This is a genomic window from Flavobacterium sp. IMCC34518 (genome assembly GCF_027111095.2).
In the GTDB taxonomy this organism is placed as follows: Bacteria; Bacteroidota; Bacteroidia; order Flavobacteriales; family Flavobacteriaceae; genus Flavobacterium; species Flavobacterium praedii.
The window spans coordinates 3,335,000-3,358,743 of sequence record NZ_CP114284.2 but is presented as its reverse complement, the minus strand read 5'-3'; the positions used below and the strand labels follow the sequence as shown (position 1 = coordinate 3,358,743).

General features: G+C 33.1%; 25 protein-coding genes. 20 read left to right on the top strand and 5 right to left on the bottom strand.

From position 1 onward, the window contains the following. Position 1: 1 nt before the first annotated feature. The 16 genes from OZP06_RS14480 to OZP06_RS14405 all read left to right on the top strand — a co-directional run bounded on the left by OZP06_RS14480 (position 2) and on the right by OZP06_RS14405 (position 14,375). Positions 2 to 760: a metallophosphoesterase gene (locus OZP06_RS14480; protein WP_269222491.1), complete on the top strand. Its 759-nt coding sequence runs from the start codon at positions 2 to 4 to the stop codon at positions 758 to 760. Positions 761 to 933: 173 nt separating this feature from the next. After that, positions 934 to 1,518: a DUF6088 family protein gene (locus OZP06_RS14475; RefSeq protein WP_269222490.1), complete on the top strand. Its 585-nt coding sequence runs from the start codon at positions 934 to 936 to the stop codon at positions 1,516 to 1,518. After that, on the top strand, positions 1,511 to 2,461 hold the full coding sequence (locus OZP06_RS14470) for a nucleotidyl transferase AbiEii/AbiGii toxin family protein (protein WP_281323893.1): 951 nt from the start codon (positions 1,511 to 1,513) through the stop codon (positions 2,459 to 2,461). Before OZP06_RS14475 ends, OZP06_RS14470 begins: the two co-directional genes overlap by 8 nt. A gap of 256 nt (positions 2,462 to 2,717) precedes the next feature. After that, a complete protein-coding gene (locus tag OZP06_RS14465; RefSeq protein ID WP_269222489.1) occupies positions 2,718 to 2,933 on the top strand; it encodes a type II toxin-antitoxin system Y4mF family antitoxin in 216 nt (71 codons plus the stop codon). A 522-nt stretch (positions 2,934 to 3,455) separates the two neighbouring features. Further along, positions 3,456 to 4,376, top strand: a complete 921-nt coding sequence (locus OZP06_RS14460; protein WP_269222487.1) for a WYL domain-containing protein — start codon at positions 3,456 to 3,458, stop codon at positions 4,374 to 4,376. A gap of 2 nt (positions 4,377 to 4,378) precedes the next feature. Then, on the top strand, positions 4,379 to 4,579 hold the full coding sequence (locus OZP06_RS14455) for a hypothetical protein (protein ID WP_269222486.1): 201 nt from the start codon (positions 4,379 to 4,381) through the stop codon (positions 4,577 to 4,579). 11 nt (positions 4,580 to 4,590) lie between these two features. Beyond that, the gene (locus OZP06_RS14450) at positions 4,591 to 5,073 is read left to right on the top strand and encodes a 3'-5' exonuclease (RefSeq protein WP_281323892.1); all 483 of its coding nucleotides are present in this window, start codon (positions 4,591 to 4,593) and stop codon (positions 5,071 to 5,073) included. 196 nt (positions 5,074 to 5,269) lie between these two features. Beyond that, entirely contained in the window at positions 5,270 to 6,949 is a 1,680-nt protein-coding gene (locus OZP06_RS14445) for a DUF262 domain-containing protein (protein ID WP_281323891.1), read from the top strand. Positions 6,950 to 6,967: 18 nt separating this feature from the next. Continuing rightward, positions 6,968 to 9,049, top strand: coding sequence for a DUF262 domain-containing protein (locus tag OZP06_RS14440; protein WP_269222483.1), 2,082 nt, complete (start codon positions 6,968 to 6,970; stop codon positions 9,047 to 9,049). A 128-nt stretch (positions 9,050 to 9,177) separates the two neighbouring features. After that, entirely contained in the window at positions 9,178 to 9,306 is a 129-nt protein-coding gene (locus OZP06_RS14435) for a hypothetical protein (protein WP_281323890.1), read from the top strand. 1 nt (position 9,307) lies between these two features. Continuing rightward, positions 9,308 to 9,913 (top strand): hypothetical protein, encoded by a 606-nt coding sequence (locus OZP06_RS14430; RefSeq protein ID WP_281323889.1) that lies wholly within the window; start codon positions 9,308 to 9,310, stop codon positions 9,911 to 9,913. A 141-nt stretch (positions 9,914 to 10,054) separates the two neighbouring features. Then, positions 10,055 to 10,975, top strand: coding sequence for a cell division protein FtsZ (locus tag OZP06_RS14425; protein ID WP_281323888.1), 921 nt, complete (start codon positions 10,055 to 10,057; stop codon positions 10,973 to 10,975). 249 nt (positions 10,976 to 11,224) lie between these two features. Further along, positions 11,225 to 11,455, top strand: coding sequence for a hypothetical protein (locus OZP06_RS14420; RefSeq protein ID WP_281323887.1), 231 nt, complete (start codon positions 11,225 to 11,227; stop codon positions 11,453 to 11,455). A gap of 178 nt (positions 11,456 to 11,633) precedes the next feature. Continuing rightward, positions 11,634 to 12,197 (top strand): hypothetical protein, encoded by a 564-nt coding sequence (locus OZP06_RS14415; protein WP_269222478.1) that lies wholly within the window; start codon positions 11,634 to 11,636, stop codon positions 12,195 to 12,197. 1,072 nt (positions 12,198 to 13,269) lie between these two features. Further along, a complete protein-coding gene (locus OZP06_RS14410; protein WP_269222477.1) occupies positions 13,270 to 13,692 on the top strand; it encodes a hypothetical protein in 423 nt (140 codons plus the stop codon). A 161-nt stretch (positions 13,693 to 13,853) separates the two neighbouring features. Then, on the top strand, positions 13,854 to 14,375 hold the full coding sequence (locus tag OZP06_RS14405) for a 3'-5' exoribonuclease (RefSeq protein ID WP_269222476.1): 522 nt from the start codon (positions 13,854 to 13,856) through the stop codon (positions 14,373 to 14,375). A gap of 94 nt (positions 14,376 to 14,469) precedes the next feature. On the opposite strand, the gene OZP06_RS14400 is transcribed toward OZP06_RS14405, so the two are convergent. The 5 genes from OZP06_RS14400 to OZP06_RS14375 all read right to left on the bottom strand — a co-directional run bounded on the left by OZP06_RS14400 (position 14,470) and on the right by OZP06_RS14375 (position 17,746). Then, positions 14,470 to 14,646, bottom strand: coding sequence for a hypothetical protein (locus OZP06_RS14400; RefSeq protein ID WP_269222475.1), 177 nt, complete (start codon positions 14,644 to 14,646; stop codon positions 14,470 to 14,472). Further along, complete coding sequence (locus OZP06_RS14395) at positions 14,633 to 14,857, bottom strand: hypothetical protein (RefSeq protein WP_269222474.1); 225 nt, start codon at positions 14,855 to 14,857, stop codon at positions 14,633 to 14,635. The genes OZP06_RS14400 and OZP06_RS14395 overlap by 14 nt, the downstream gene beginning before the upstream one ends. Positions 14,858 to 14,864: 7 nt before the next feature. Further along, a complete protein-coding gene (locus OZP06_RS14390; protein WP_269222473.1) occupies positions 14,865 to 15,302 on the bottom strand; it encodes a DUF5675 family protein in 438 nt (145 codons plus the stop codon). Position 15,303: 1 nt separating this feature from the next. After that, a complete protein-coding gene (locus tag OZP06_RS14385) occupies positions 15,304 to 16,059 on the bottom strand; it encodes a hypothetical protein (RefSeq protein WP_281323886.1) in 756 nt (251 codons plus the stop codon). 988 nt (positions 16,060 to 17,047) lie between these two features. Further along, complete coding sequence (locus OZP06_RS14375; RefSeq protein ID WP_269222471.1) at positions 17,048 to 17,746, bottom strand: DUF1826 domain-containing protein; 699 nt, start codon at positions 17,744 to 17,746, stop codon at positions 17,048 to 17,050. A gap of 607 nt (positions 17,747 to 18,353) precedes the next feature. Between OZP06_RS14375 and OZP06_RS14370 the strand changes: the two genes are divergently transcribed. The 4 genes from OZP06_RS14370 (at position 18,354) to OZP06_RS14355 (ending at position 23,693) form a co-directional block, all read left to right on the top strand. Next, a complete protein-coding gene (locus OZP06_RS14370; RefSeq protein ID WP_281323885.1) occupies positions 18,354 to 19,895 on the top strand; it encodes a pyruvate kinase in 1,542 nt (513 codons plus the stop codon). Between the two features lie 70 nt (positions 19,896 to 19,965). Continuing rightward, positions 19,966 to 20,526: a DUF6642 family protein gene (locus OZP06_RS14365; protein WP_269222469.1), complete on the top strand. Its 561-nt coding sequence runs from the start codon at positions 19,966 to 19,968 to the stop codon at positions 20,524 to 20,526. A gap of 66 nt (positions 20,527 to 20,592) precedes the next feature. Further along, positions 20,593 to 21,153, top strand: coding sequence for an AraC family transcriptional regulator (locus OZP06_RS14360; protein ID WP_281323884.1), 561 nt, complete (start codon positions 20,593 to 20,595; stop codon positions 21,151 to 21,153). Between the two features lie 125 nt (positions 21,154 to 21,278). After that, positions 21,279 to 23,693 (top strand): heavy metal translocating P-type ATPase, encoded by a 2,415-nt coding sequence (locus OZP06_RS14355; protein ID WP_281323883.1) that lies wholly within the window; start codon positions 21,279 to 21,281, stop codon positions 23,691 to 23,693. The last annotated feature ends 51 nt before the right edge of the window (positions 23,694 to 23,744 follow it).

Sequence of the window (23,744 nt, the reverse complement as noted above, 5' to 3'; positions counted from 1 at the left end):
TATGAAAATCCAATATTGCTCCGACCTCCACTTAGAATTTTTAGACAACCGTAAATGGGTTCTGAAAAATCCGATTATCCCAAAAGGAGACATTCTAATTTTGGCGGGAGACGTTGTACTTTTTAAAGAAATACACCAACATCAAAAATTCTTTGATTATGTTTCCAATCATTTTGAACATACTTTTTGGATTCCTGGTAACCACGAATATTATAATTCGGATATTGCCCAAAGAAGTGGTTCTTTTGAAGAAAAAATCAGAGACAATGTAACTTTATTGAACAATACAGTAAAAACCATCAATGGAGTAAGACTTGTATTTTCAACCTTATGGTCACAGATCTCGGCTGATAAGCAATTTCTAATTGAACAAAGCCTTTCGGATTTCAGAGTAATTCGAAAAAATGAAAAACGATTAACCGTCCAAGATTACAATCAACTCCATCTGGACAGCAGATTATTTTTGGAAGAAACATTACAAACTAAAACAAATAATCCAACTATTGTTGTTACTCACCACCCACCAACTTTTATCAATTATCCTGATAAATATGCCCATAGCAACATCAATGAAGCTTTTGGAACAGAAATGTCATCCGTTATAGAAAACAATGAAATAGATTATTGGATTTATGGTCATCATCATTGTAACGTAGAAGATTTCAACATTGGTAAATCCCAATTAATTACCAATCAATTGGGATATGTAAAATACAAGGAGAATGAAAACTTCAATAACGGTCGTGTGTTTTCAATATAAACTACTAAACACAAATATAATAATCTGCTCTTGAAAATCTCCCACTGCATGAAACTGAAAGTCATCTATTATGCTGAATTTATGACAAGCGTATATGGTATACAAAATACATTTTACATGAATTTTTAATAAAAATACTTGCAACTAAATAGTATTTCACTAACTTTGTAACCATGAATAAGTTACAGGAATTAAAAAAACATTTAAAACGAGGAAAAGTATACCGCAGGGCTGATTTGTCTAAATGGTCCAAATCGGTTGACCGCCATCTTGAAGAGCTTGTAAAGGACGGCACTTTGCAAAAGCTTTCACAGGGACTTTACTTTTATCCTGAGTTAACCGTTTTTGGTGAAACACCTCCCGAAGAAGAAGTACTAGTGCGCTCATTTCTCAAAGACAAGCGCTTTTTGGTTACTTCCTTAAATGCTTATAATGCATTGGGGGTAGGAACCACACAACTCTACAACAGTAAAACCGTTTATAACCACAAACGCCATGGCGATTTCAATCTCGGTGGAAAAATATTTTCTTTTAGGGTAAAACCACATTTTCCACTTAAGACCACACCCGAATTTCTGTTGGTAGACCTGCTCAACAATTTGGATCAGCTCGCGGAAGATTCAAAAGAAGTACTCGAAAAAGTACGGTTTAAGGCTACTACCATGGATACTAAAAAACTGAGGTATTCGCTCAGGGAATACGGGAACGCCAAAACAAAAAGACTGTTAGAACCATTTATAGCAGTCCAGTATGCCTGATTACCTTCATAACCATAAAGATTTCGCTGCATTGCTGCGAATTGTAGGTAAGGAGTTGGGCATTGAACCTGGTCTTATCGAAAAAGATTATTGGATAATGCACACCCTATATGGTCTAAAAAAACAGGGGTATGAGTTCGAACTCAAAGGGGGTACCTCCCTCTCCAAAGGCTACGAAATAATTCAACGCTTTTCCGAAGATATCGACATCCATATAAAACCTCCTGCAGAAATGGACATAGACGAGAATCCAAAAAAAGAGAAGGAACCAAACATCAAAGCTAAAAAACACTTCTATGATTGGCTGGCAGCTGACATAAAAATTGACGGGATTATAGCTGTAAAAAGAGACACTGCTTTTGACGATACCAGATATTATCGCAGTGGTGGTATCAGGTTGTATTATGATGATATATCGGAAGTAATAGAGGGTGTCAAGGAAGGAATTTTACTTGAGGCAGGTTTTGATACAGTAACTCCCAACAATAGTCTCACTATTTCTTCATGGGCTTACAATAAAGCTGTTCAGCAAGAGGTCGATATAATTGACAATCGGGCAAAAGAGATTGCATGTTACCATCCTGGTTATACTTTTGTAGAAAAATTACAAACGATAGCTACTAAATTCAGACAGGAACAGGAAACTGGCGAAGAACGTCAAAACTTAATGCGCCAATATTATGACGTATATAGCCTATTAGGAAATAAGCAGGTTCAGGCCTTCATTGATACAGAAGAATACCAAATACACAAAAGGGCTAGGTTTCCCAAAACAGATTACAATATTCCTATTGCAGAAAATGAGGCATTCCTACTAACTGATAAGGAACGTAGAAATCGTTTTAGACAACGATATGAAAAAACAGCAGCACTTTATTATAATGGCCAGCCGGATTTTGACAAAATGCTCACCGAGATTGGCAAGTGGGTTGAAAAATTATAATAAAGCGCAAAAAAAGCGTAGTAATTTACATCTGAATTATAAATAGATAACATTCAACTGTGCTATAGGATTCATTCCCCTAGCTAATGAGAATTAAGTAAAACGAGCGCTAGAGCAATGCGTTCTACTTCTACACAAGCCGAGTATATACATTTTTATACGCAATTACATATAATTTGCGATTTTTATTCTTTTTTATATGCAAAAACATATAATTAAGTGGTTTTTATTACTTTTATATGCAAAACCATATAAGATGAATGCAATAGCAGATTTTGTAAAAAAGAGACGAAAACAAGCAGGGCTTACACAAGAAGAATTTGCCATGAAATCTGGTGTAGCATTAACGGTTATCCGAAAAATTGAACAAGGTAAGGACAACTTAAGTTTATCTAGAGTAAATCAAGTATTGAAAATGTTCGGACATGTTTTGGGGCCCATAAACGAAAAACAATTAGGTGACAAGCCATAATAAAATACAACAACTTTAAATCTGCATTTTAAGAGAGTTTGATAGCGAAGAATATGAAATTGGAGTATTCTAAAAATTACATTCAAAACTATCTCTATTTATTTATAACGTTCAACAGGCCACTCCATCTCTTCGTGGTCTCCCAACCTCGGATTTCTCTTGTAACACTGCCCATATTATTTTTGTTTCAAACAAGAAACAAAACTCAAATGTTTATTATTTAAAACATATAAGCAATTTATGTTCATCAACAAAAGTATTTATTTTCTAAACATCATTAGGATAGAATCATCTTTCAATAAAATAGTTTCAAGAATTACAGCATAGATAAAATTTATTTCCAGTTGAACTTTTTCGTCAAACATCACTGGTAAACTAAAAAGATTATATCCTGCAATTTCCAGCAATCCACTTCAAAAATATAAAACAGTCGGAAAAAAAAACAACAAGAATATATTAATTTTAGACCGCCTTTTTTTGTCGGAGTAAACCATTACTTTAGCTAAAAATAAACAACCCATTATGGCAAAAGTTGGATTTTACAAACGCTATTTATACATCGTCGACAGACTAAGATCAGTTCCGAGCAATTTTCAGGATTTACAAGAACATGTAATGACTAAATTGGAAAATGATGATTTGTATACTAAAATAAAAAATACTAGTACATTTTTCGAATTTTCAGCTCGTACATTCGACAGAGATAAAAAGGATATTTTAGATTTGTTTGGCATTCTGGTCCAATACAATCGAAAGGACAAAGTCTATTATATCGATGAAGAAGAAATAGAAGACCAATCCGTAACCCGAATGATGGATGCTTTTTCGATTCATCACGCACTGCAAAAAGGAAATAAATTGTCGCCAAGTGTGTTTCTTGAAAAGCGAAAATCATTGGGAACCGAACATATTTATGGCATCATTCACGCCATACAAAATGGTTGTGTTTTACAATTTACGCATCAAAGCCATTGGAAGGATAATAGTACCCAACGTGAAGTAAAACCAATCGCTATCAAAGAATCCCAACAACGATGGTATTTGGTCGCTTTGGACAAAAAAAATGACACTGTAAAAACTTTTGGTTTAGACCGAATCTCCAACTTAAAAATCACCGATACCAAATTCAAACCCATTGTTTATAATGTAGAAAAAGAGTTTCAACACGCTTTCGGAGTCGAGACTTATGAACCTGCCGAAAAAGTGGTTTTGCAATTTCCAAAACAACAAGGGAACTATATTAAAACTTTTCCGTTACACGAATCCCAAAGCGTTCTGGATGAAAATGAGAATATCGTCATATTGGAAATGTACATTCATACCACCAATGATATTAAAATGGAACTTTTGAAATACGGCAGTGATGTAAAAGTAATCTCTCCTATTTCACTTCAAAATGAAATCAAAAATAGAATTTCGGAAATGTCAAATCTTTATAAATAATTATGGAAAAAGAAGAGTTTGTGCGCTTGTTTTCAAAACGCATTGATAAGCTAGAGTGTACTTTTAAGGAAAAATTCCCTGATGGGATAGATGATAGATCAACAGCGTCTATTCCACTGGGGTTTATGAATCGATTAGTAATTGATGGTAGATTATATAAGATAGAAATTACAAGAATGAATATTACAAATTGTAATGAATAGCAATTAAATTTATGGATACTTTTACGGCTTTAGATTTTGAAACGGCAAGCGGATATAGAAACAGTATTTGCCAAGTTGGATTGGTTAGAATGGAAAACGGAATTATAGTCAAAGAAATTAACATACTAGTTCAGCCCCCTGATAATTATTATTGGAGCCGTTTCACAGACATTCACGGAATTACCGCCAAAGACACTGCAAATGCTGCAAAGTTTGACCAAGTTTGGTGTCAAATCGCTCCTTATATCGAAAACCAAAATGTAATTGCTCACAATGGTTTTGGATTTGATTTTCCTGTTTTGGCTAAAACACTAGAATACTATAATATACCTATTTCTAATTATAATAAATTTTGCACCTATAAAATTTATAAGAAAAATTTAGCTAAATTGTGCGAAGAACATAACATTCTGCTGAATCATCACGATGCATTGAGTGATGCTAGGGCTTGTGCGGAGCTGTATTTTAGACATTTAAATAGAAACAAAAGATGATTTATATCAGGATAGGTAGACAATGATTTACTTAGCTTTAAACATGAACTAGAAAATAATATTCCGATGTGGTATTTCAATGCATTGTAGATGTAAAGACATATTCGGAGTTGTATTTAAAAACCTTAAGAAAACAGAAAACTTTTATAAATAACAATATATGACTAATTTATCAGAAAAACCGATAGCAGAACTATTGGGAATTAATTTTTTTATCCCATCATACCAAAGAGGATATAGATGGACAGAAAGGCAAGTTGAAGATTTATTGGATGACATTAATTCTTTCACACCTTTGTCTATTTGTGATTCAAATAAAAAAACTTGGTATTGTTTGCAACCCATTGTTGTAAAGGAATGTGATGAGCAAACAAAAATTGAAAATAAGCTACAAGGAACTTGGTATGAAGTTATTGATGGACAACAAAGATTGACAACAATATTCCTTATTATTCACTATGCAAATGAAATGTGGATTGGAAAACAAAAAATTAATGAATTTAATTTAAAATATGAAACTAGAGATGAAAGCTTTGAATTCCTAAAAAATCAAAAAATTGATGACGAAAAAGACGAAGCTATAATTAACAATAGTAATATTGATTTTCATCATATTTCAAAAGCTTATGATACAATCCATAAATGGGTAAAAAAGTATAAAAAAAGATTCAATATTGAATTTGACAATAATAATTTCCAATCAAAATTAAAATCAGATTCTAAAATAATTTGGTATGAAGTTGCTACCACAAAGGATACTATTGAAATTTTTACACGCATCAATATGGGAAAAATTCCTTTAACAAATGCTGAATTGATTAAAGCTCTATTCTTAAATAGCTCAAACTTTAAAGACTCAGACAAAGAAACAATTAGATTGAAACAACTAGAAATTGCTTCTGAATGGGATAGAATTGAATATTCTTTGCAAAATGATGAACTTTGGTATTTCATAAAAAATTCCGAAAATGAGTATCCAACACGAATTGAGTATCTTTTTCAAATTATGGAAAATATCCAGGATGTTCAAGGCATAAAAGACAAAAATTCTACCTTTCGCTTCTTTTCTGAAAAATTCAAAACAAAATCTAAAGATGAAATTGATGAGAATTGGATAGAAATAAAAAGAATATTTCAAACAATTGAAGAATGGTTTTCTGACAGAGAATTGTACCACAAAGTTGGTTATTTGATTACAACAAATACAAATATTAAAGACTTATTAAAAGAAGTTAAAAGCAAAAAAAAGAATGAATTTAAGACTTTTATTGATGCAGAAATTCAAAAGAAAGCAAATGTTGACTTGGCTAATTTAGAATATAAAAATGGTCCAGTAAAAAACATATTGCTACTCCACAATATCCAAACAATGTTGAATTTAAAAAAAGAAACAAGCAGATTTCCTTTTAATAGATTCAAAGACAAAAAAATTGGGTGGGATATTGAACACATTCACGCAATTGCAACAGAAGTTAAAGTAAAAAAGGAAGAACAAGTAAATTGGTTAAATCTCAATTTTATTAAAACAAGCCTTCATACAAAAGCTGAGCTTAATAAACAAATTGAAAACATAATAACAAATGAGAAGCCTATCGATGAATTTGAAGAAATCATTAACTATGTTTTAGGAGAAGAAGATAACAATATCAGAAATCTTTGTTTATTAGACAGTGGAACAAATCGTTCCTACAAAAATGATTCTTTCAAAGAAAAAAGACGTAAAATAATCGAAAATGAAAAGAAAGGAGTATTTATTCCTATCTCAACAAAAAATGTATTTATGAAATATTATTCTGAAGAACTAAAAGATTTGGAATTATGGAATGAAACAGATAGAACCTCATATTTCAAAAATATAGAAAATATAATTTTTTAAACCAAAAATCTAATTAAGATGAACGAAAATATAATAGAAAATGGAATAGGTTTTTGGCAACTAATTTCAAAAGATAAAATTCAAATTGAAATCCCCATAATCCAACGTGATTACGCACAAGGAAGAAATGATGAGAAAACTAAAAAAATTAGAAATAGTTTTTTATCCAGTATAATTGAAACTTTAGAAAGTGAAAATAATTCTTTAGAATTAGACTTTGTTTATGGAAATATTGAAGGTAATATTTTGCAACCCCTTGATGGACAGCAACGCTTAACAACACTTTTTTTGTTGCATTGGTATCTTAGTTTAGCGACCGATAATCTAGCAAAAAACAAAAGTACTTTGCTGAAATTCACGTATGAAACACGAATTTCATCTAGAGAATTTTGCAATGAATTGGTTAAAAAAGGGGATGATTTAGGAGAAGGGGAAAAATTAAGCGAAAGAATATCCGATTCAAAATGGTTCTTTTTATCTTGGAAAAAGGACCCAACAATCAAAGCAATGTTAACAATGCTTGATGCTATTGAAGAAAAATTAAAAGATAAAAAGCAAGAAAATTTAATGCTGTTTTTACATAAGTTTATCTCAGAAACCCCACCAGTCACATTTCATTTCAAAGAACTCAAAGATATCGGTTTAACTGATGACCTTTATATTAAAATGAATGCTAGAGGTGTACCATTAACTGATTTTGAAAACTTTAAAGCTAGATTTGAGAAACATATTGAAGAAAACAAATGGCAATCAAATGACCTTAAACCTACAGAAAAATTCTCGCATAAAGTTGATACAATTTGGACAGACTTATTTTGGAAACATCGTGGTAATGATAATTTAATTGATAATGAATTTATTAAATTTATTTCTGGCATTGCAATAACTAACTATGCTAAAAATAAAGAGATTATTGAGAATGAAAATGATATTCAAGAAACTAAAAAATCACTTCACGAAAAAGGGAAATCTAGTTCTGTCGACGCAATTAATAGTGAAATAATTGAACGTAGAATTCAACAACTTTTTAATAATCCAAACGAGGTAAATCCGAAAGATTTTCCAACAAAAAAAGCTTTTGATTACTTAACTAGCTGTTTAGATATTTATTCAAAAAATAATAATGACGAAATTACATCATTTAACTTACCTCTTTGGGATTATTGCAAAAAAGGAATCGTTGAAATAAATAGTGACACAAAAGTAGAAAACAATTTATTTGTAGAGTTTGTCAAAAATAGCGAAACAACATACAAGCAAAGAGTTTTATTCTTTTCACAAACATTATATTTATTGAATTCTAAAGAGTTTAATCACGAATTTTTCTCGGAATGGATGAGAGTAATACGAAATATAGTCCAAAATGAAACAATTGATAGCGCTTCTAGATTTATTCGTGCCATAAATTTGACAAATGAATTATCACAAGGAGTTGAAAATATTTACAAATATTTAGTTGAAAATAAAATTGAATCAGATTTCGCTAAAACTGAAACTATAGAAGAGGTTTTAAAATCTTCAATTATTACAAATTTTTCAAATGATAAAACATCTATTTTCGCAATCGAAGATTCTAATTTCTTTAAAGGTAAAATCAAATTTGCGCTATATTGTATAGGCTATGAAAACAAAGAGAACGTGTTCGATGCTGTCAAATTAAAGTCGATTTATAAAGTTGTTAGCGAACATTTAAACTCTGATAACATATCAATCAAGTTTAGATCTGCTATGCTTACAGTTAAAAATAATGATTTTTACGATTATTGGCGTACATGGAGTTATGGGACGGATTCTCATAAAAGATGTTTAATAGAGGATACTTCAGATTTAAAGAGGAATTTTACAAAAGGTTATTATATTGACTACCTGAAAGAATTATTACTAAAATTGGTTGACAAATCTTTAGATGAAATCATAAATGAATATTCTTGCCCTGAAGAAATGCCTAATTGGAAACGTAGGTTAATTAAAGAGCCTCAATTACAAGAAAAACATTGTCAATCACATTATTTTGGTTTTACAAATGACCACAAATCCGCTTTGCTTTTTTATAATAAAAAGCGACCAAGTAGTCGTCAAGAATGCAAAAAAATTGAATAAAGACTACCTTTAAATTCATTAAACGACACTCCCACCTGAGTGTCGTTTTTTTTATGGAGATATTTTCTACAACGACACATATTGACATCATCGATTAATTACTTTGTATAATACAAAATAATCCAGTTATGAAAATAAACAAAGAACTCGAAATAGATTTAGGGTTTTGCAAACGTTTGGTGGCTGAATCAAGCTTTAACAAAGAGGAAATAACTTTTGCATTAGCTATGACATTAATCGAAAAACTAAAAAACTAATATGCACGCTGAAGTAATACTTATTGAAGTAAAAAATGCAGTCACTAAACAATGGGAATTTCTCCCAGATTCAAATTCTGCATTCGGGAACAACAATATGGGTATCCCGGAAAAAATAAACCAGAAGCTTAATATTTGTGATTGCGAACTATTTGATTGCTGTAGTTCTTATTTTCATGAATTGTTTTCTGCAATAGAAAAGAAAGCTAATACCTCATCCATTTTTAAAGGCTTACCGGTTGATGTTTCGAAAAAAACAGCTTTTCAACATAATATATGGTTCGAAGATATCAAAATGGGACAGGATGCTTCTTATCTATATTTACAGGATTTAATGGCATTTGAATATAACCAAACCATCGATAAAAAATCAGGTTGGGAAGAAATTAGCGGCGTACATTGTACACAATCTTGGTCAAGAGTAATTAAAAATTCACATGATGAGAATCTTACATACAGAAAAGTACTTGGAGAAAAATTCTTTACCGATTTGGGCTTTTTGCAAACCATTGGCAAGCCCGATCAAGTAAGAATCGTTTATTGGTTTTGGAACAATACTAATAATGATCCTGAAATAGAAGATATCCTGAAGGACTGGACATGTTAGCTTTATCTCAAAAAGCTTCTAGTTTATAAAATTCTATCGGCAACAACTTGGCTTTTTTATAAAAACAAATTTCAGCCCGACACATTCTGGCGTTGACTACTGATAAGTTTGTATATCTAGTAAATTAAAAATTAAAGAAAGATGACCACAAACGAAATTAAAATCATAGGAGTTGGCGGATGCGGAATCAACGTCTTGAAGTCCATTGCACCAGCTAATATCAAAAATGCAGATTACATTGTATGTAATACCGATGCCCAGTCTTTGGAAAATAGCCAACTGCAACATAAACTACAGATAGGGACTGCAACGACAAAGGGGGCCGGAACTGAGGGAAAAATTGAACTCGGAAGACTTTCAGCAATAGAAAGTAAACAGCAAATTAAGCAGTTGTTTGATGAGAATTCGAAAGTGGCCATTTTTATTGCTGGCTTAGGAGGAGGAACCGGAACCGGAGCCACTCCACTCATGGTACAGATTGCCAAAGACAAAGGGCTATTTACCATTATAATCGTTTATACACCATTTACGTTTGAGGGCAAAAACCGTGATAAAATAGCAGAAGAAGGAATTGCAGAACTACAAAAACAGGCTGATTTTACATTTGTCATACACAATAATAAAATTTTAAAAGCCTATGGTAATCTTGGTTTTAAAGCAAGTTTTGGCAAACCAGATAGAGCTATTGGACAATTACTAAAATTGTTGATACCATCTGGCTCTTCAAAGATTGATAGTATTGATTTGAAAATCATTACAAAAAAAATACAGCAAGGCCAATCTGTTTTCTTTGGATTTGCAGAAGCTCATGGGGAATACAGGGAGAGAAAAGCAATTGATGAAGCTTTGAAAAATGCTTTATCTGATAGAGAAAATATTTGTGGTGTCAAAAATATCTTTGTCAATTTTGGTAGTGGCACAACCGAAATCACTATTGATGAAATAGCTGAAATCAACGAAGTTATTCAGCACAATGTAGGAAGCAACGCCAATATAAACATGTCGGTTGAAGAAGATATCACTCTCGGCGATTCTATTTCAGTGGCGATAATTGCTTCTTAATTGCGTTCAATACTTGAATCTTTTTAGAAAAAAGTTCTTTGTTTTAACCACCTAACACAATTAAAACAAAGATTGCTTTGTAGAAAGAGATAGAACAAACGAGTTTTTCACAACGTAATCTTTGAATCTTCACAAAGCTTCTTTCTACTCTACGACTTTCAATTTTTGACTTATATTTTTTCTCTCTGTCCTCTCTTGGCAGAGTAACAAGATACTTTTGCTGTACTAATAATTTAAAAACACTATTTTATGGGACTTATGATTTCCAGGGGAAAGGAACTAATCCGAATTAACCCTGCCAACAGACAAAAATTGGAGTATTCAACCAATGAAGGTAGAAGCTGGATGCTTCGTCATTCTGGTTCCTCCAACGGAGATTTTATCGAACTAAATGACAACGGCAAAGAAATTCTGGCAACCACCACAAAGGGAGTTTACTATTCCACTAACGACGGTAGAAGCTGGATGAGGAGAGGATAATCCAATATTCTTTTGAGAGAATATGTTATTGTAATAAAGTCCAAATCGTCATAATATGCTATTGCGGCGGTTTGGCTTTTATATGATTTTTAAATAAATCATTGACTACCATAACTAGGCCAGCATCACTATAATATTTAGTTTTATAAAGCCTTTTTTATTTCAACCCATAATTTCAATGCAAAACCTCAAAATCAATCTTCACGGGGAAAGTTGGACTCTAAAAAAATTCGAGTGCAGTGCAGATGATTTAAACGAGTGCTTAAAAGTAGCATCTAGAATGAAAGTTTCTTTGGCAGAAGCTTTATTAGACCCATTTTTCTATTACAATCTTAAAATTAATACCATTCCATCGGTTGAACATTTACCGGGTAATATAATTAGTGGCTTATTAAACTCTCCTAAAAACCAAATCGAAATAGTACTAGATGGCAAAAAAATAAAAAAGCTTCACTTCAAAGACCTAAACCAAGAATTATTGCTTTTTCCATTGTACAATATCCACAAAACTGAAATTATAGAAAATTACAGTCCTGGAATGTATGTAGAACAAAAAGCTATTGGGTTTATTGCCAGCTATGAAATAAAACTGGATAGTTTTGATATTGAGAATTTGCAATTTAATTTGTTACAATTCAAGGACAAACAGTTATTGCAACAACCAACCTATCAAAATAAAAATTTCCGCTTTAGAAAAAAGGAAACATTACTTATTTATCAAAACAGTTTTGAAATCCTATAAATAACAAAACACCATCACGTATAACATCACGGGCAATCAAGCGGTCTCTCTCCGGTCCTTCGCTTTGTTCCGTTCGGCTGTTCCAGTCGGTCGTCGGCAGAAAAAGCCTCCTCCCTCCATTCCACTGTCCACTTGTCAGCATAGCATCGGCCAGCCCGGAAAAAGGGCAGGCCGCCACTACGCTTCCTCGCCCTCATCTCCACACGCTCTCTTCCTGCGTTCGGCGGGGCTATCACATCCACAATACAGCTTCATTCATTCCGCTTCACTCCGCGTGCCCGCTTCGTAAACTACGCAGTCACACTCCGTTCAGCTCCATTCATTCAGCAGTATTATGTCTGTCGCCCCTAGTTTTTTCAGCGGTTGCTCCTTCGCACAGCCATCGGGGTTGGCTCCACTCCCTACGACTGCGTTTTTATTATCTCAGGATATTATTGCAAAAATAAAACCGATTTGAATTCAATGATACTTTCGTTCGCAGTCGTAGCTCGCTTTGCCCTAAATCAAGGAACGCCCCGCAGAAAAAGCGGGGCTGATTATATAGTTACCCCGCCGTTTCACGCTCATATCCGCTTCGTTTCGCTCCGTACCTCCGCTGTACTCCCGCGTCTATGGTGGCAGTTCGATTGCCGCAACCCCGCCACTGCGCTCCTCGAAAAATAATAATTTCCGCTATCGCTACAATCATTATTTTCTGCGGTGCTTGGGGGTGTTTGATTGCCGTTTCCATAAGAACCCCCTCGAAAAGTGCTAAACAACAACATGAGTCTTCGAAAAAAAATAAAAAAAGAAAGTAAAGGTAAGTTCCGGTTTTATAAAAAATACAAGTTCAAGCCCTACGGGTTTTAGAAAAAATCTCCACCCTCAATCAAATTTCTGCATTCCATAGTGTCAATCGGTTCGGGTAGTATTTTTTCTAAAAAACTCGATTTTTTAAAAACCTCCATTAGAGCGACGACTTTCTTTTTTTCTTTTTTCTTTTTGAGAAAATTTTAGGAAAGGCGGTTTCGATAGATTCAGCATTTCGAAAAACGGAAAATTGAAGAAAAGCTAATTTTTAAATTCCGAAACCATGCTAAATTTTATTATCAAAACCCACCAAAAAGAAACGATTTATAAAGGGAATCAAATCTTTATTCTCAATAAAGGGATGAATAGTGGGAAACCCCAAAAAGAGCCATTTACGAACAGTTTTGTAATTCAAATTCCAAATGAAGAAGATACAGAAACAATATATTGGTTGGCCTACAGTCTTTGGAAAGCCAAATTCTGGCACCAATCACTTTTCGGTTCAGTAATTCCATTTTTACGAATTCGAGATTTCAAAAAGGAATTTTATTCTAAAGTCAATGAAATGCTACAGGATTTCGAGCTGCACAAAAAACAGATCCAGGCACTGAGGTTACTGGAACAAAAAGAGGACCAGTTGCATAAAAACATATCACTTATAAATGATATGAGAAACATTATTCTACATCGTTACTGTAAGAAATAATTTAAAATAAAAGTTCATACATAAAATAATAAAGATATTTTCTTATTTTTGGTCGCTCTGAAAAATCTTAATTTTGAATTTGAAAGATGAATTATAGGCTCGGGATTTATCATAAAACTAAGTAAAATACGATTATTAATAAGTTTAATAAAGAAAAAAATATGAGTTATATTGTAGTTGATATAGAAGCAGACGGACCAATACCGGGAGATTATTCGATGATTTGCTTTGGTGCTGTTATAGTTGATGAAAATCTTAATAAAACCTTCTATGGTCAGTTAAAACCAATTTCCGAGAATTTTAATCCCGAAACATTAGCAATTTCAGGTTTTAGCAGAAATGAAACTTTAGAATTCAACGACCCCGTTAATGTGATGCTGGCGTTTGAAGAATGGATTCAAAATAATTCCAAAGGAAAACCAATCTTTATAAGTGACAACAACGGATTTGATTGGATGTTTATATGTTGGTATTTTCATCACTTTATCAAAAGAAATCCATTTGGTTATTCATCAAGAAGAATCTCTGATTTATATTGTGGATTAGTAAAAGATACTTTTGCACAATGGAAGCATTTAAGAAAAACGGCATCCACTCACAATCCAATTGATGATGCCAAAGGGAATGCAGAGGTAATACTTCATTTGAGAAATGAGATGGGACTTAAAATAGCTCTAAAATAATAACAAAGGAATTTGTTTTTTATAAAAAATGCCCAATCCAACGGGAAAGGGCATTTTAAAGGTTTAATTCTAGGTCACCACAACTCGAATTAAACTATTTTTTGTGCTTCTTGATAAAAAATTTAAGTGCCATTGATAATGCAAAACTCACTATTGCTCCAATTGAAGCCAATAAAACAGTTTTCAAAATATCTTCCGAATGCAAATTCGGAACAACACTTAAAAACGTACCACCTGCGGTACCAATTAATGTTGGACTACTGGATTGCATTTTTATGATCGTTGATTGTCGTAATCTGACTTACTGCAGATAGTACACCACCAGCAACTGCCAAATAGCCTCCAATTGAACTTACCACAACGGGTAAAGCAATTGGTGCAGCCAAAACAGTTCCTCCTACTGCTGCCAAGGCTAGTCCAATATTTCGAAGCACTTTGAAAAATTTTGGAGTTGGAGCTTTCACTCTTTTAACTATATTCATAATTTATTTACTTGTTTTTCAACCTTGTCATCCTGAGCGGAGTCGAAGGATTAGATTGAACAATTAATGAAACCGTTTCTGAACAGTCCAAAGTTTTATAAACCAAATTTTTTAATTTAATAAAAGCTTGTTTGGATTGAAGACCTAAACCAGGTCCAGAAAGTTTCGTTACGGGAGCAATACAGCCATTCAATTCTTTTTGAGCATTATTGGCAGGATGCAACAAAATAAAACTTCTATTTTTTACATCTACCACCTCAATATGCCACTGAAATTTCCGACTGTAACGCTTTCTTAATAAATATTTCCCTTCTGGAATGCAGGAAACCCTTTTCTCGTTATTTATCCAAGGCAATTCAATAGTACAACAGATGAATTTGCCCTCACATTCGAGTTTTCCGTTAGTTCCGTCAGAGAAATAAGTTCTGGATAGTACTAAAACCATCTTACAATCCGCTTACTTGAGCCAATGCCAATGGATTATAAGATCCATTTTTCAACGGATACATTCTACCATTTACCTCTTGGTAATACTCGACTCCAAGAGCCAAAAACAATGGGCTTACACTGTTTGGTGTTACCGTATTCAAATGATTGATCACAGCAGTTGGAGTCATATCCCAAGGGAGAATAGCCGTTTCAGAACTGGAAACAACAAAGGTTTCTGCCTCAAAATCAATTTCTGCACCTGCAGATATGATTTTGAAATGAGTTGTTCCTCCTGGAGCGGCTATCATATTAGCAGGAACAAACGATGCCAAATCAACTGAGATTTCGCCTGTTACTCTATCAATTGCCCCCACAAAAGGAGCAAATAGGGTAGTACCCAATTTACCTTTGATATTAAAATCAAATCCTGTAAGTAATTCCGCTTCTCCATCAATCACATTACGTAAACCACGAACATTAGTCAAATCCGCCTGGATAACTTTGACCATGGCTTGAGTCAATCGGCTTACCATTCTACTGTCCGCAGAATTCAAAAGCAATGTTCGCAATGCCGTTCTTAAAGTTTTGCCCGCCTTACCCGCTCTACCAAATTCAGAACCGTTTTCACGCGTTCTTTGAAACGCTGGATCACTTGCAATTCTACTCGCGTCTATGCCTCCTTTTTCTCTGGCCAAATGCCCGTCTTTTGTTTTGTAAAAGGTTATATCTCCGATAGTCCCTTTTAATTTAATTATGCCTTTCTGTCTTGCCATAATTCCTAAAATTTAGATTAATTTTTCACTTAAAACTCTTTCAATCATCATCCTGTTGCAACATCTTTCGATTGATTATGAAACAAATTTTAGTCAATTAAACCAGATAAAAAAATACGATTATACTAGATGTCGCGTATTGCCATAAATGACAGAAATAGGTACTTTTGTCACACATAAAAGGGTAAAATAGAAATAAATAGCAGATTAAAATCAAATGAGAATATTTACTATTTTTATTCCTGTAATAGTACCAATCAAAAGTTACTCAAAGCCTACCCATAAGTATAGATAATGTATGAAAACAGAACCAAAGAGAGTGTGCATCTACCCAAAGGACATACAGCGCATAACTGGTAAAAGTTATCGTCAAAGTATCAGATTGATGCAGAATATTAGAAAGGACTTTAATAAGCTCGAAAAAGAGTTTGTGAGCATAGAAGAATTTTGCCAATATACCAGTTTAAAAATGGAACTAGTTCAGCCATTAATTATTGGTTAAATTACTATATCTAATTCATTTTTTGAACCAGTTAATCAGTTAAAATTCTTATATTTGTACTATAAGATTTGTCTAAAAAAGAACGTCTTTTTTGAGGTTTAAAATCGAGACCCTAGAATATTATTTTGCTAAACCCCTATAAAATATAGGCTGAACGAGGATTTTCGAATCCCTCTTTCTCCGCAGAATAACTTTCAAAAGTTATCAAAACCTCGAAGATCTTATGATTTTTGGGGTTTTTTCTTTTAAGGAACTTTCAAATTAATCATTAAATGACAAAGTTCAAGGAGTCTATCAAGGAGTCACCTAGGATCAATTCTAAAAAACTTTTATTTTTTACATCTACTATCCCAATTTGCCATTGAAATTTCCGTCTGTAACGCTTTCTTAATAAACATTTCCCTTATAGAATGCAGGAAACCTTTTCTATTGAATTGACATGAAATAAATTCAAAACCAATTAAAAAATACTGTTACTTCCTTTTTTTAACAAATCAACAACAAACGATATTCCCCTTCCATTTCTATTGGCGCTCTGTGAATACAAGGTAACACCTGTTGATTGGGATGATCTACCGCCAAACGCCAAAGATGTCCTAATCCTAAATTAATAGGTATTGAATGGGGTTTGGCCTGATAATGCAAATCAAAATAATTTTCCTTCAAAAAGTTTTCAAATTCCTCAACTGGTCCGTTATGCAATTCATTAAGCTTTTTCCGAATTTCAGGTATTAGAATTTTTTGCTCTACATGATCATTTGAAATAATATCACTTGCTGCTCCGTGATACGTACATAAAAAGGTATCTGTAGCGATGGGTGAACGATCTACATGATAGGAATACACATCTGTGGAGATGAAATCAAATTCATCATCGCGTTCATAGCATTTAAGTAAATTAAGAGAGGGAGAAGCTCCAAAATCGGTTAATAATTGTAAATCATTTAAAATAATTTCCCTTGCAATATTCCCCTTTTCTGATAGCTGAAGTGCCACTAGATCTTTAGGATAAACCTCTGTTATATTTTCTTTTAGTTGCAGTTGACCTACGATTTCTTTAAAATCGCCTTCCAAATTTCTGTACCAGCATAGGGCATTCTTTTCTCCCTTAAAATCCGTTTGTACAAGTTCAGAAAAAGTGGAGATCATTCCAATTTGACTGTAGTCAGAAAATGTATTGCTCATAGTATGTTATCAAGAAACTAGTTACTTCGTGTACTACAAAAATAAGGAATTGCAAGCAGCCGCAGCAATTATATAACTATATACTTTAGACTGTAATAGGTTTTCAAAATACCAACACTTTCTAAAACCCACTAGCGATGCCCTAATTTTTTCACACAACGTACACATTACCGAATGGGCACAAGTAAAAATATAAGCTTCAAAAATATTATAATACAAAATAAAATTTGAATTCTAATCACTTTAATAAAATATAAAGAGTATGATTTATATTGTAGTTGATATAAAAAAAACGGAACAACAACAAGAAATTAACTACAATTAATGCAAGCAATCTATGTTTCTTGATAACTATCCATTTTGTTTGAAATCTATATGCAATCTGAAATTTTGAAACCCTTACATTTTAAACTGCAAAAACATTATAATTAATTATATTCCTATCATCCAATCCGAACCAAATTCACAATAAAATTTCAGCAATATAAGTTGGAATTCATATAAAAGTTGGGAAACATTTTAATAATCAAAGAACAATTTTCAATTAAATTTGTATTCATGAAGGAACGTTAAGGAATTACGGGAAAGTGAATATAAAATATCCAAGATGAAAATTGAAAAATTAACTAAAGAATTAAATGATATACTGCAATGTATCATTGAAAATGAGTCAAAAATAGATCAAACCATCTCAGGAATACACGAAAATTATCGATTAAGTGCAAAGAATTTATGTCGTTATTTAATCTTGCGTAGTTTTGATTTAAGAAAATACCACAACAGTCTTTCTGATTATGGAGTGTCCTCTTTGGGAACATCCGAAGGATATGTATATAGCAATCTTTATAATGTAATCAAAAATTTAAAATTAATTCAAGGTCTTCCATTTCAAGAAAAATCAAAAATAGAAATCATTGGCTACCAAAGAAGTAAGAAATTAGTAAAGAAAAATGCCAATAAATTATTTAATGCCGTAAGGAAAAATCATTTTACGGAAATAATGGTTACGCTCCCGAACGAAGCTGCAGAAGACAAATGTATTATTGAACAAATGGTTCAAAGTGGAATGGAAATTGCAAGAATAAATTTGAGTCATGGTGACATTACTATTTGGACAAAAATGGTTCAATTTATTCAAGAAATCAAAAAAGAATCTAAACAAGAAATTAAAATTTACATGGACTTATCGGGTCCAAAATTAAGAACTGCCTCTATTGAAATACCTAAAAAGAATGGTGCTATAAAAAACAGTATTCCAATTAGAGTTGGCGAACATATCATCTTGACCAAAAGAGAAACTTTAGGTAAAAAATCAAAATTCGGAAAAAATGATATTCAACTTTCAAAAGCAGAAATCGGTGTATTACTTCCCGAAATAATCGATGATGTCCAAATAAACGACACCGTCCTATTTGATGACGGCATGATAAAATCGATTGCCATTTCAAAAACTGAAGATGAAATTGAACTTCTTATAACCAATTGTTATAAATCAAAATTATCAGCTCAAAAAGGGATAAACTTACCTGACACTAAATTAAATCTCCCTGCTTTAACCGAAAAAGACATTGAAAACTTACCATTTATTTGCAACAATGCTGATATAGTGGGGTATTCTTTTGTACGAACGGCAAAAGATGTTCACTATTTATATGAACAATTAGATCAAAATAACGCAAAGGATTTGGGTGTTGTTTTCAAAATCGAAAATAAAGAAGCCTTTGAAAACCTACCTTTTATACTACTCGAAGGCATGAAAAGAGACAAAATAGGCGTTATGATAGCAAGAGGTGATTTAGCCGTTGAAATAGGTTTTGAACGAATTTCGGAAGTACAAAATCAAATTCTATGGCTATGTGAAGCCGCTCATATTCCGGTAATTTGGGCAACTCAAGTATTAGATAATCTTGCCAAAACAGGAATTCCTACTAGAGCAGAAATAAGTGATGTCGTTCAAGGATTACAAGCAGAATGCATAATGCTAAACAAAGGACCTTATATAAATGATGCGATCAAAATGTTAAAAAACATTTTGATCCGGATGGAAGCCCATTCTTTCAAGAAAAAAAATGCTCTAAGAGCTTTAAACATTGCAAAAAATGCATTAAATCAAATAATTGGCGATAATAGTTCTACTCCAAAAAGTTAAAAACAATCCTGATTAATTTTAATTATAATTCACTAAACTAGACCCATCTCATAGTAGTATTGTATAAAAAATGGAAAACAGTCAATTTATTTTCTGCCTCGAAGCCGTTCCTGATATAGAGAACACTACCAAAACTGCCGTTATCAAAAACCTCGAAAACCTAGTTTTTGAAGAAGGTATCGCCAGTATTTACAAAACTTGCGATACTATAGAAGGTTTAGTAGATGGTTTAAATGCCTTACTTTATGACGACCATAACTTCAAAGATTATGAAATCATCTATTTTGTTATGCCTGGCGAAAGAGATTCTATTTGCCTGAATGACTATTATTATAGTTTTCAAGAATTAGCAGAGCTTTTTGAAGGTAAACTCAAAGGAAAAATACTGCATTTTGCAAATGCCAAAATTGTAGATTTAAATGAAGATGAAGCCCAATATTTTTTGGATATTACTGGTGCGGCCGCAGTTTCTGGCTATGGAGTGGAATTCAATAATGTTAGCAGTAATCCTTTAGACAAAGCATTTTTTAGTTTATGTCAAGAATATGATGATGTCACCGAAATTGTAGAAGAATTACATCAAAAACACTACGCTCTTTGTAAATTATTGGATTTCAGATTGTATTATTAAAAGGAAAATTACAACGGTCAAATCATCCTTTTAAAGTACCTTTATCACTAATAAACGTTTGAAAATATGATTCTATATATCAAAAATATGGTTTGCAACCGATGTAAAATGGTAGTCAAATCTGAATTGGAAAAACTAGGCATGGTCATTCAAAAAGTCGAATTGGGCGAAGTTACGATTGACAAAGATTTAGATCATACCGAAAAAGAACAACTAGACCATGTACTTAAAGAATTAGGCTTTGAATTAATTGATGATAAAAAAAGTAGGTATATTGAAAAAATAAAATCTTTAATTATCGAATTAATCCAAGAGCAAAACAATAATTTAAAAATCACCTTATCCGATTATTTGAGTCAAAAAGTACATCACGATTATTTCTATCTTTCGAATCTTTTTTCAGAAATTGAAGGTACCACTATCGAGAAATATTTTATTGCCCAAAAAATTGAAAAAGTCAAAGAATTATTAGCTTACAAAGAATTGTCTTTGGGCGAAATTGCATTTCAATTGAACTATTCGAGTGTAGCACACCTAAGCAATCAATTTAAAAAAGTAACAGGCCTTGCTCCTAGCCATTTCAAGAACATACGATTGGGAGGTAGAAAATCTTTGGATGAAGTATAAATGAATAAAAATTCTGCTATTGCCTATTTTTTTTATTACAAAGTATTGCAACACTTTTACAAAAAGCTGTAACTTCTTTGGATAAAAACTCCTGAACTTTGACGTGTAAATCAAATTTATACAAAATGACAACTGATCAAAGAATTACATTTCATATTCCATTGGAGAATGTAGAAAGCGAACATTGTGCGCTTATCGTCGATAAAGGTCTAGATAAAATAAAAAGTATCAGTTCCCATAAAGTGGAACTTAACAATAATAGAGCCATTATTACAGCAACAAAACCCGAAGCGTTGTTTGACGCTGTTGCTGCAATTCGGAATTTAGGATATGGCGTGACTACCCTAAAAAAAAACATCCCCGTTCTCGAAATGAGTTGCGCTTCCTGTGCAATTGGTGTAGAAACGGCTATAAAAAATCAACACGGAATCGTTAGCGCGTCGGTCAATTTTGCCACAGCTACGGTAGCCATCGAATATTTGCCCAACATAATTACTGTAAACGAAATTAAGAAAGCAGTCCAGTTGGCAGGTTATGATTTATTTATAGAAGAAGGAAATAAAGAACAAGAATCGCTGGAAGAAATACACGAAAAAAAATTCAGCCAGTTGAAATTGAAAACCTTTTGGGCTGGATTGCTTACAGTACCATTGGTAATCATTGGGATGTTTTTTATGGATATTCCGTACGCAAACGAAATCATGTGGATTTTATCAACTCCAGTAGTCGTTTGGTTTGGTCAAAACTTCTTCATCAACGCCTGGAAACAAGCCAAACATCGTTCGGCTAATATGGACACCTTGGTGGCATTGGGAACAGGAGTCGCCTATGTTTTTAGTGTATTCAATACTGTATTTCCAAATTTTTGGCACGAAAGAGGTTTACATGCCCACGTCTATTTTGAAGCCTCAGCAGTAATCATTACTTTTATTTTACTGGGAAGGTTACTTGAAGAAAAAGCCAAAGGAAACACCTCTACAGCGTTAAAAAAACTTATGGGATTACAACCCAAATCGGTTACTGTGATAACCAAAGATAATCAACAAATTACAATTGCAATTGATAGTGTAAACGAAGGAGACATTATTCTCGTCAAACCAGGAGAACAAATTGCAGTTGATGGCATCGTAACCAAAGGAAACTCTTATGTAGATGAAAGTATGCTGAGTGGGGAACCTATTCCTATCTTGAAAAAAGAACATGAAAAAGTATATGCTGGAACGATTAACCAAAAAGGAAGTTTTCAATTTTGTGCAGAGAAAGTTGGTTCCGAAACGATGTTGGCTCACATAATTAAAATGGTCCAGGAAGCACAAGGCAGCAAAGCGCCTGTACAAAAACTAGTCGACAAAATAGCAGGAATTTTTGTTCCTATTGTAATTGGGATTGCAATAATCACATTTGTTACATGGATTATTTTTGGCGGTACAAATGGTTTCTCTCAAGGATTGATAGCTTTTGCTACTGTTTTGGTGATTGCCTGTCCATGTGCCTTGGGATTGGCAACTCCTACCGCAATTATGGTTGGAATTGGTAAAGCTGCCGAAAAAGGAATTTTGATTAAAGATGCTGTGAGTTTGGAATTGGCACATAAAGTGAATGCTGTTGTTCTGGACAAAACGGGTACAATTACTGAAGGCAAACCAATTGTAACCAATTCACATTGGATAAACGATACAACAGCTCTAAAACAAATCTTAGTCAGTATCGAAAAACAATCCGAACATCCATTGGCGGAAGCCGTACTACACCATTTTGATGACAACAATAGTATTGATTTAGAACATTTTGAAAGCATCACTGGAAAAGGAGTTGCTGCAACTGTAATGGGCAAAACGTATTTGGTAGGAAACAAAAAATTATTGCAGGAAAAAAATATTGAAATTTCAAATGACCTTATTGCAAAAGCAAACGAATGGAGTGGCGAATCAAAAACTGTAATTTGGTTTTCGGATGATACTCATGCAATTGCAGCTATTGCCATTGCCGATAAAATTAAAGAAACCTCTATAGCTGCTATAAAACAATTACAAGAATCTGGAATAGCCATTTATATGTTGACAGGTGATAATGAAACTACGGCATCGGCAATGTCTAAAAAAACAGGAATTTCGAACTATAAAGCCGAAGTATTGCCCGAACAAAAGGCCGCTTTTGTAAAACAATTACAAAACGAAGGAAAAATTGTAGCAATGGTTGGAGACGGAATTAACGACAGTACCGCTTTGGCACAAGCCGATGTCAGTATTGCAATGGGAAAAGGTAGCGATATTGCAATGGATGTGGCCAAAATGACCATCATTTCATCAGATCTCAATAAAATCCATGAAGCCATTATACTATCCAAACAAACCGTGGCCACGATTAAACAAAACTTATTTTGGGCATTATTTTATAATGTGATCAGTATACCAGTTGCGGCGGGAATTTTATATCCCATCAACGGATTTCTGCTGAATCCCATGCTTGCAGGAGCAGCAATGGCGTTGAGCAGTGTAAGTGTAGTGAGCAACAGCCTTAGACTAAAATGGAAAAAATAATACAGCTTAAGGTCAATAGTAATTATACCTGCTAAAACTAAAAAAATTAAA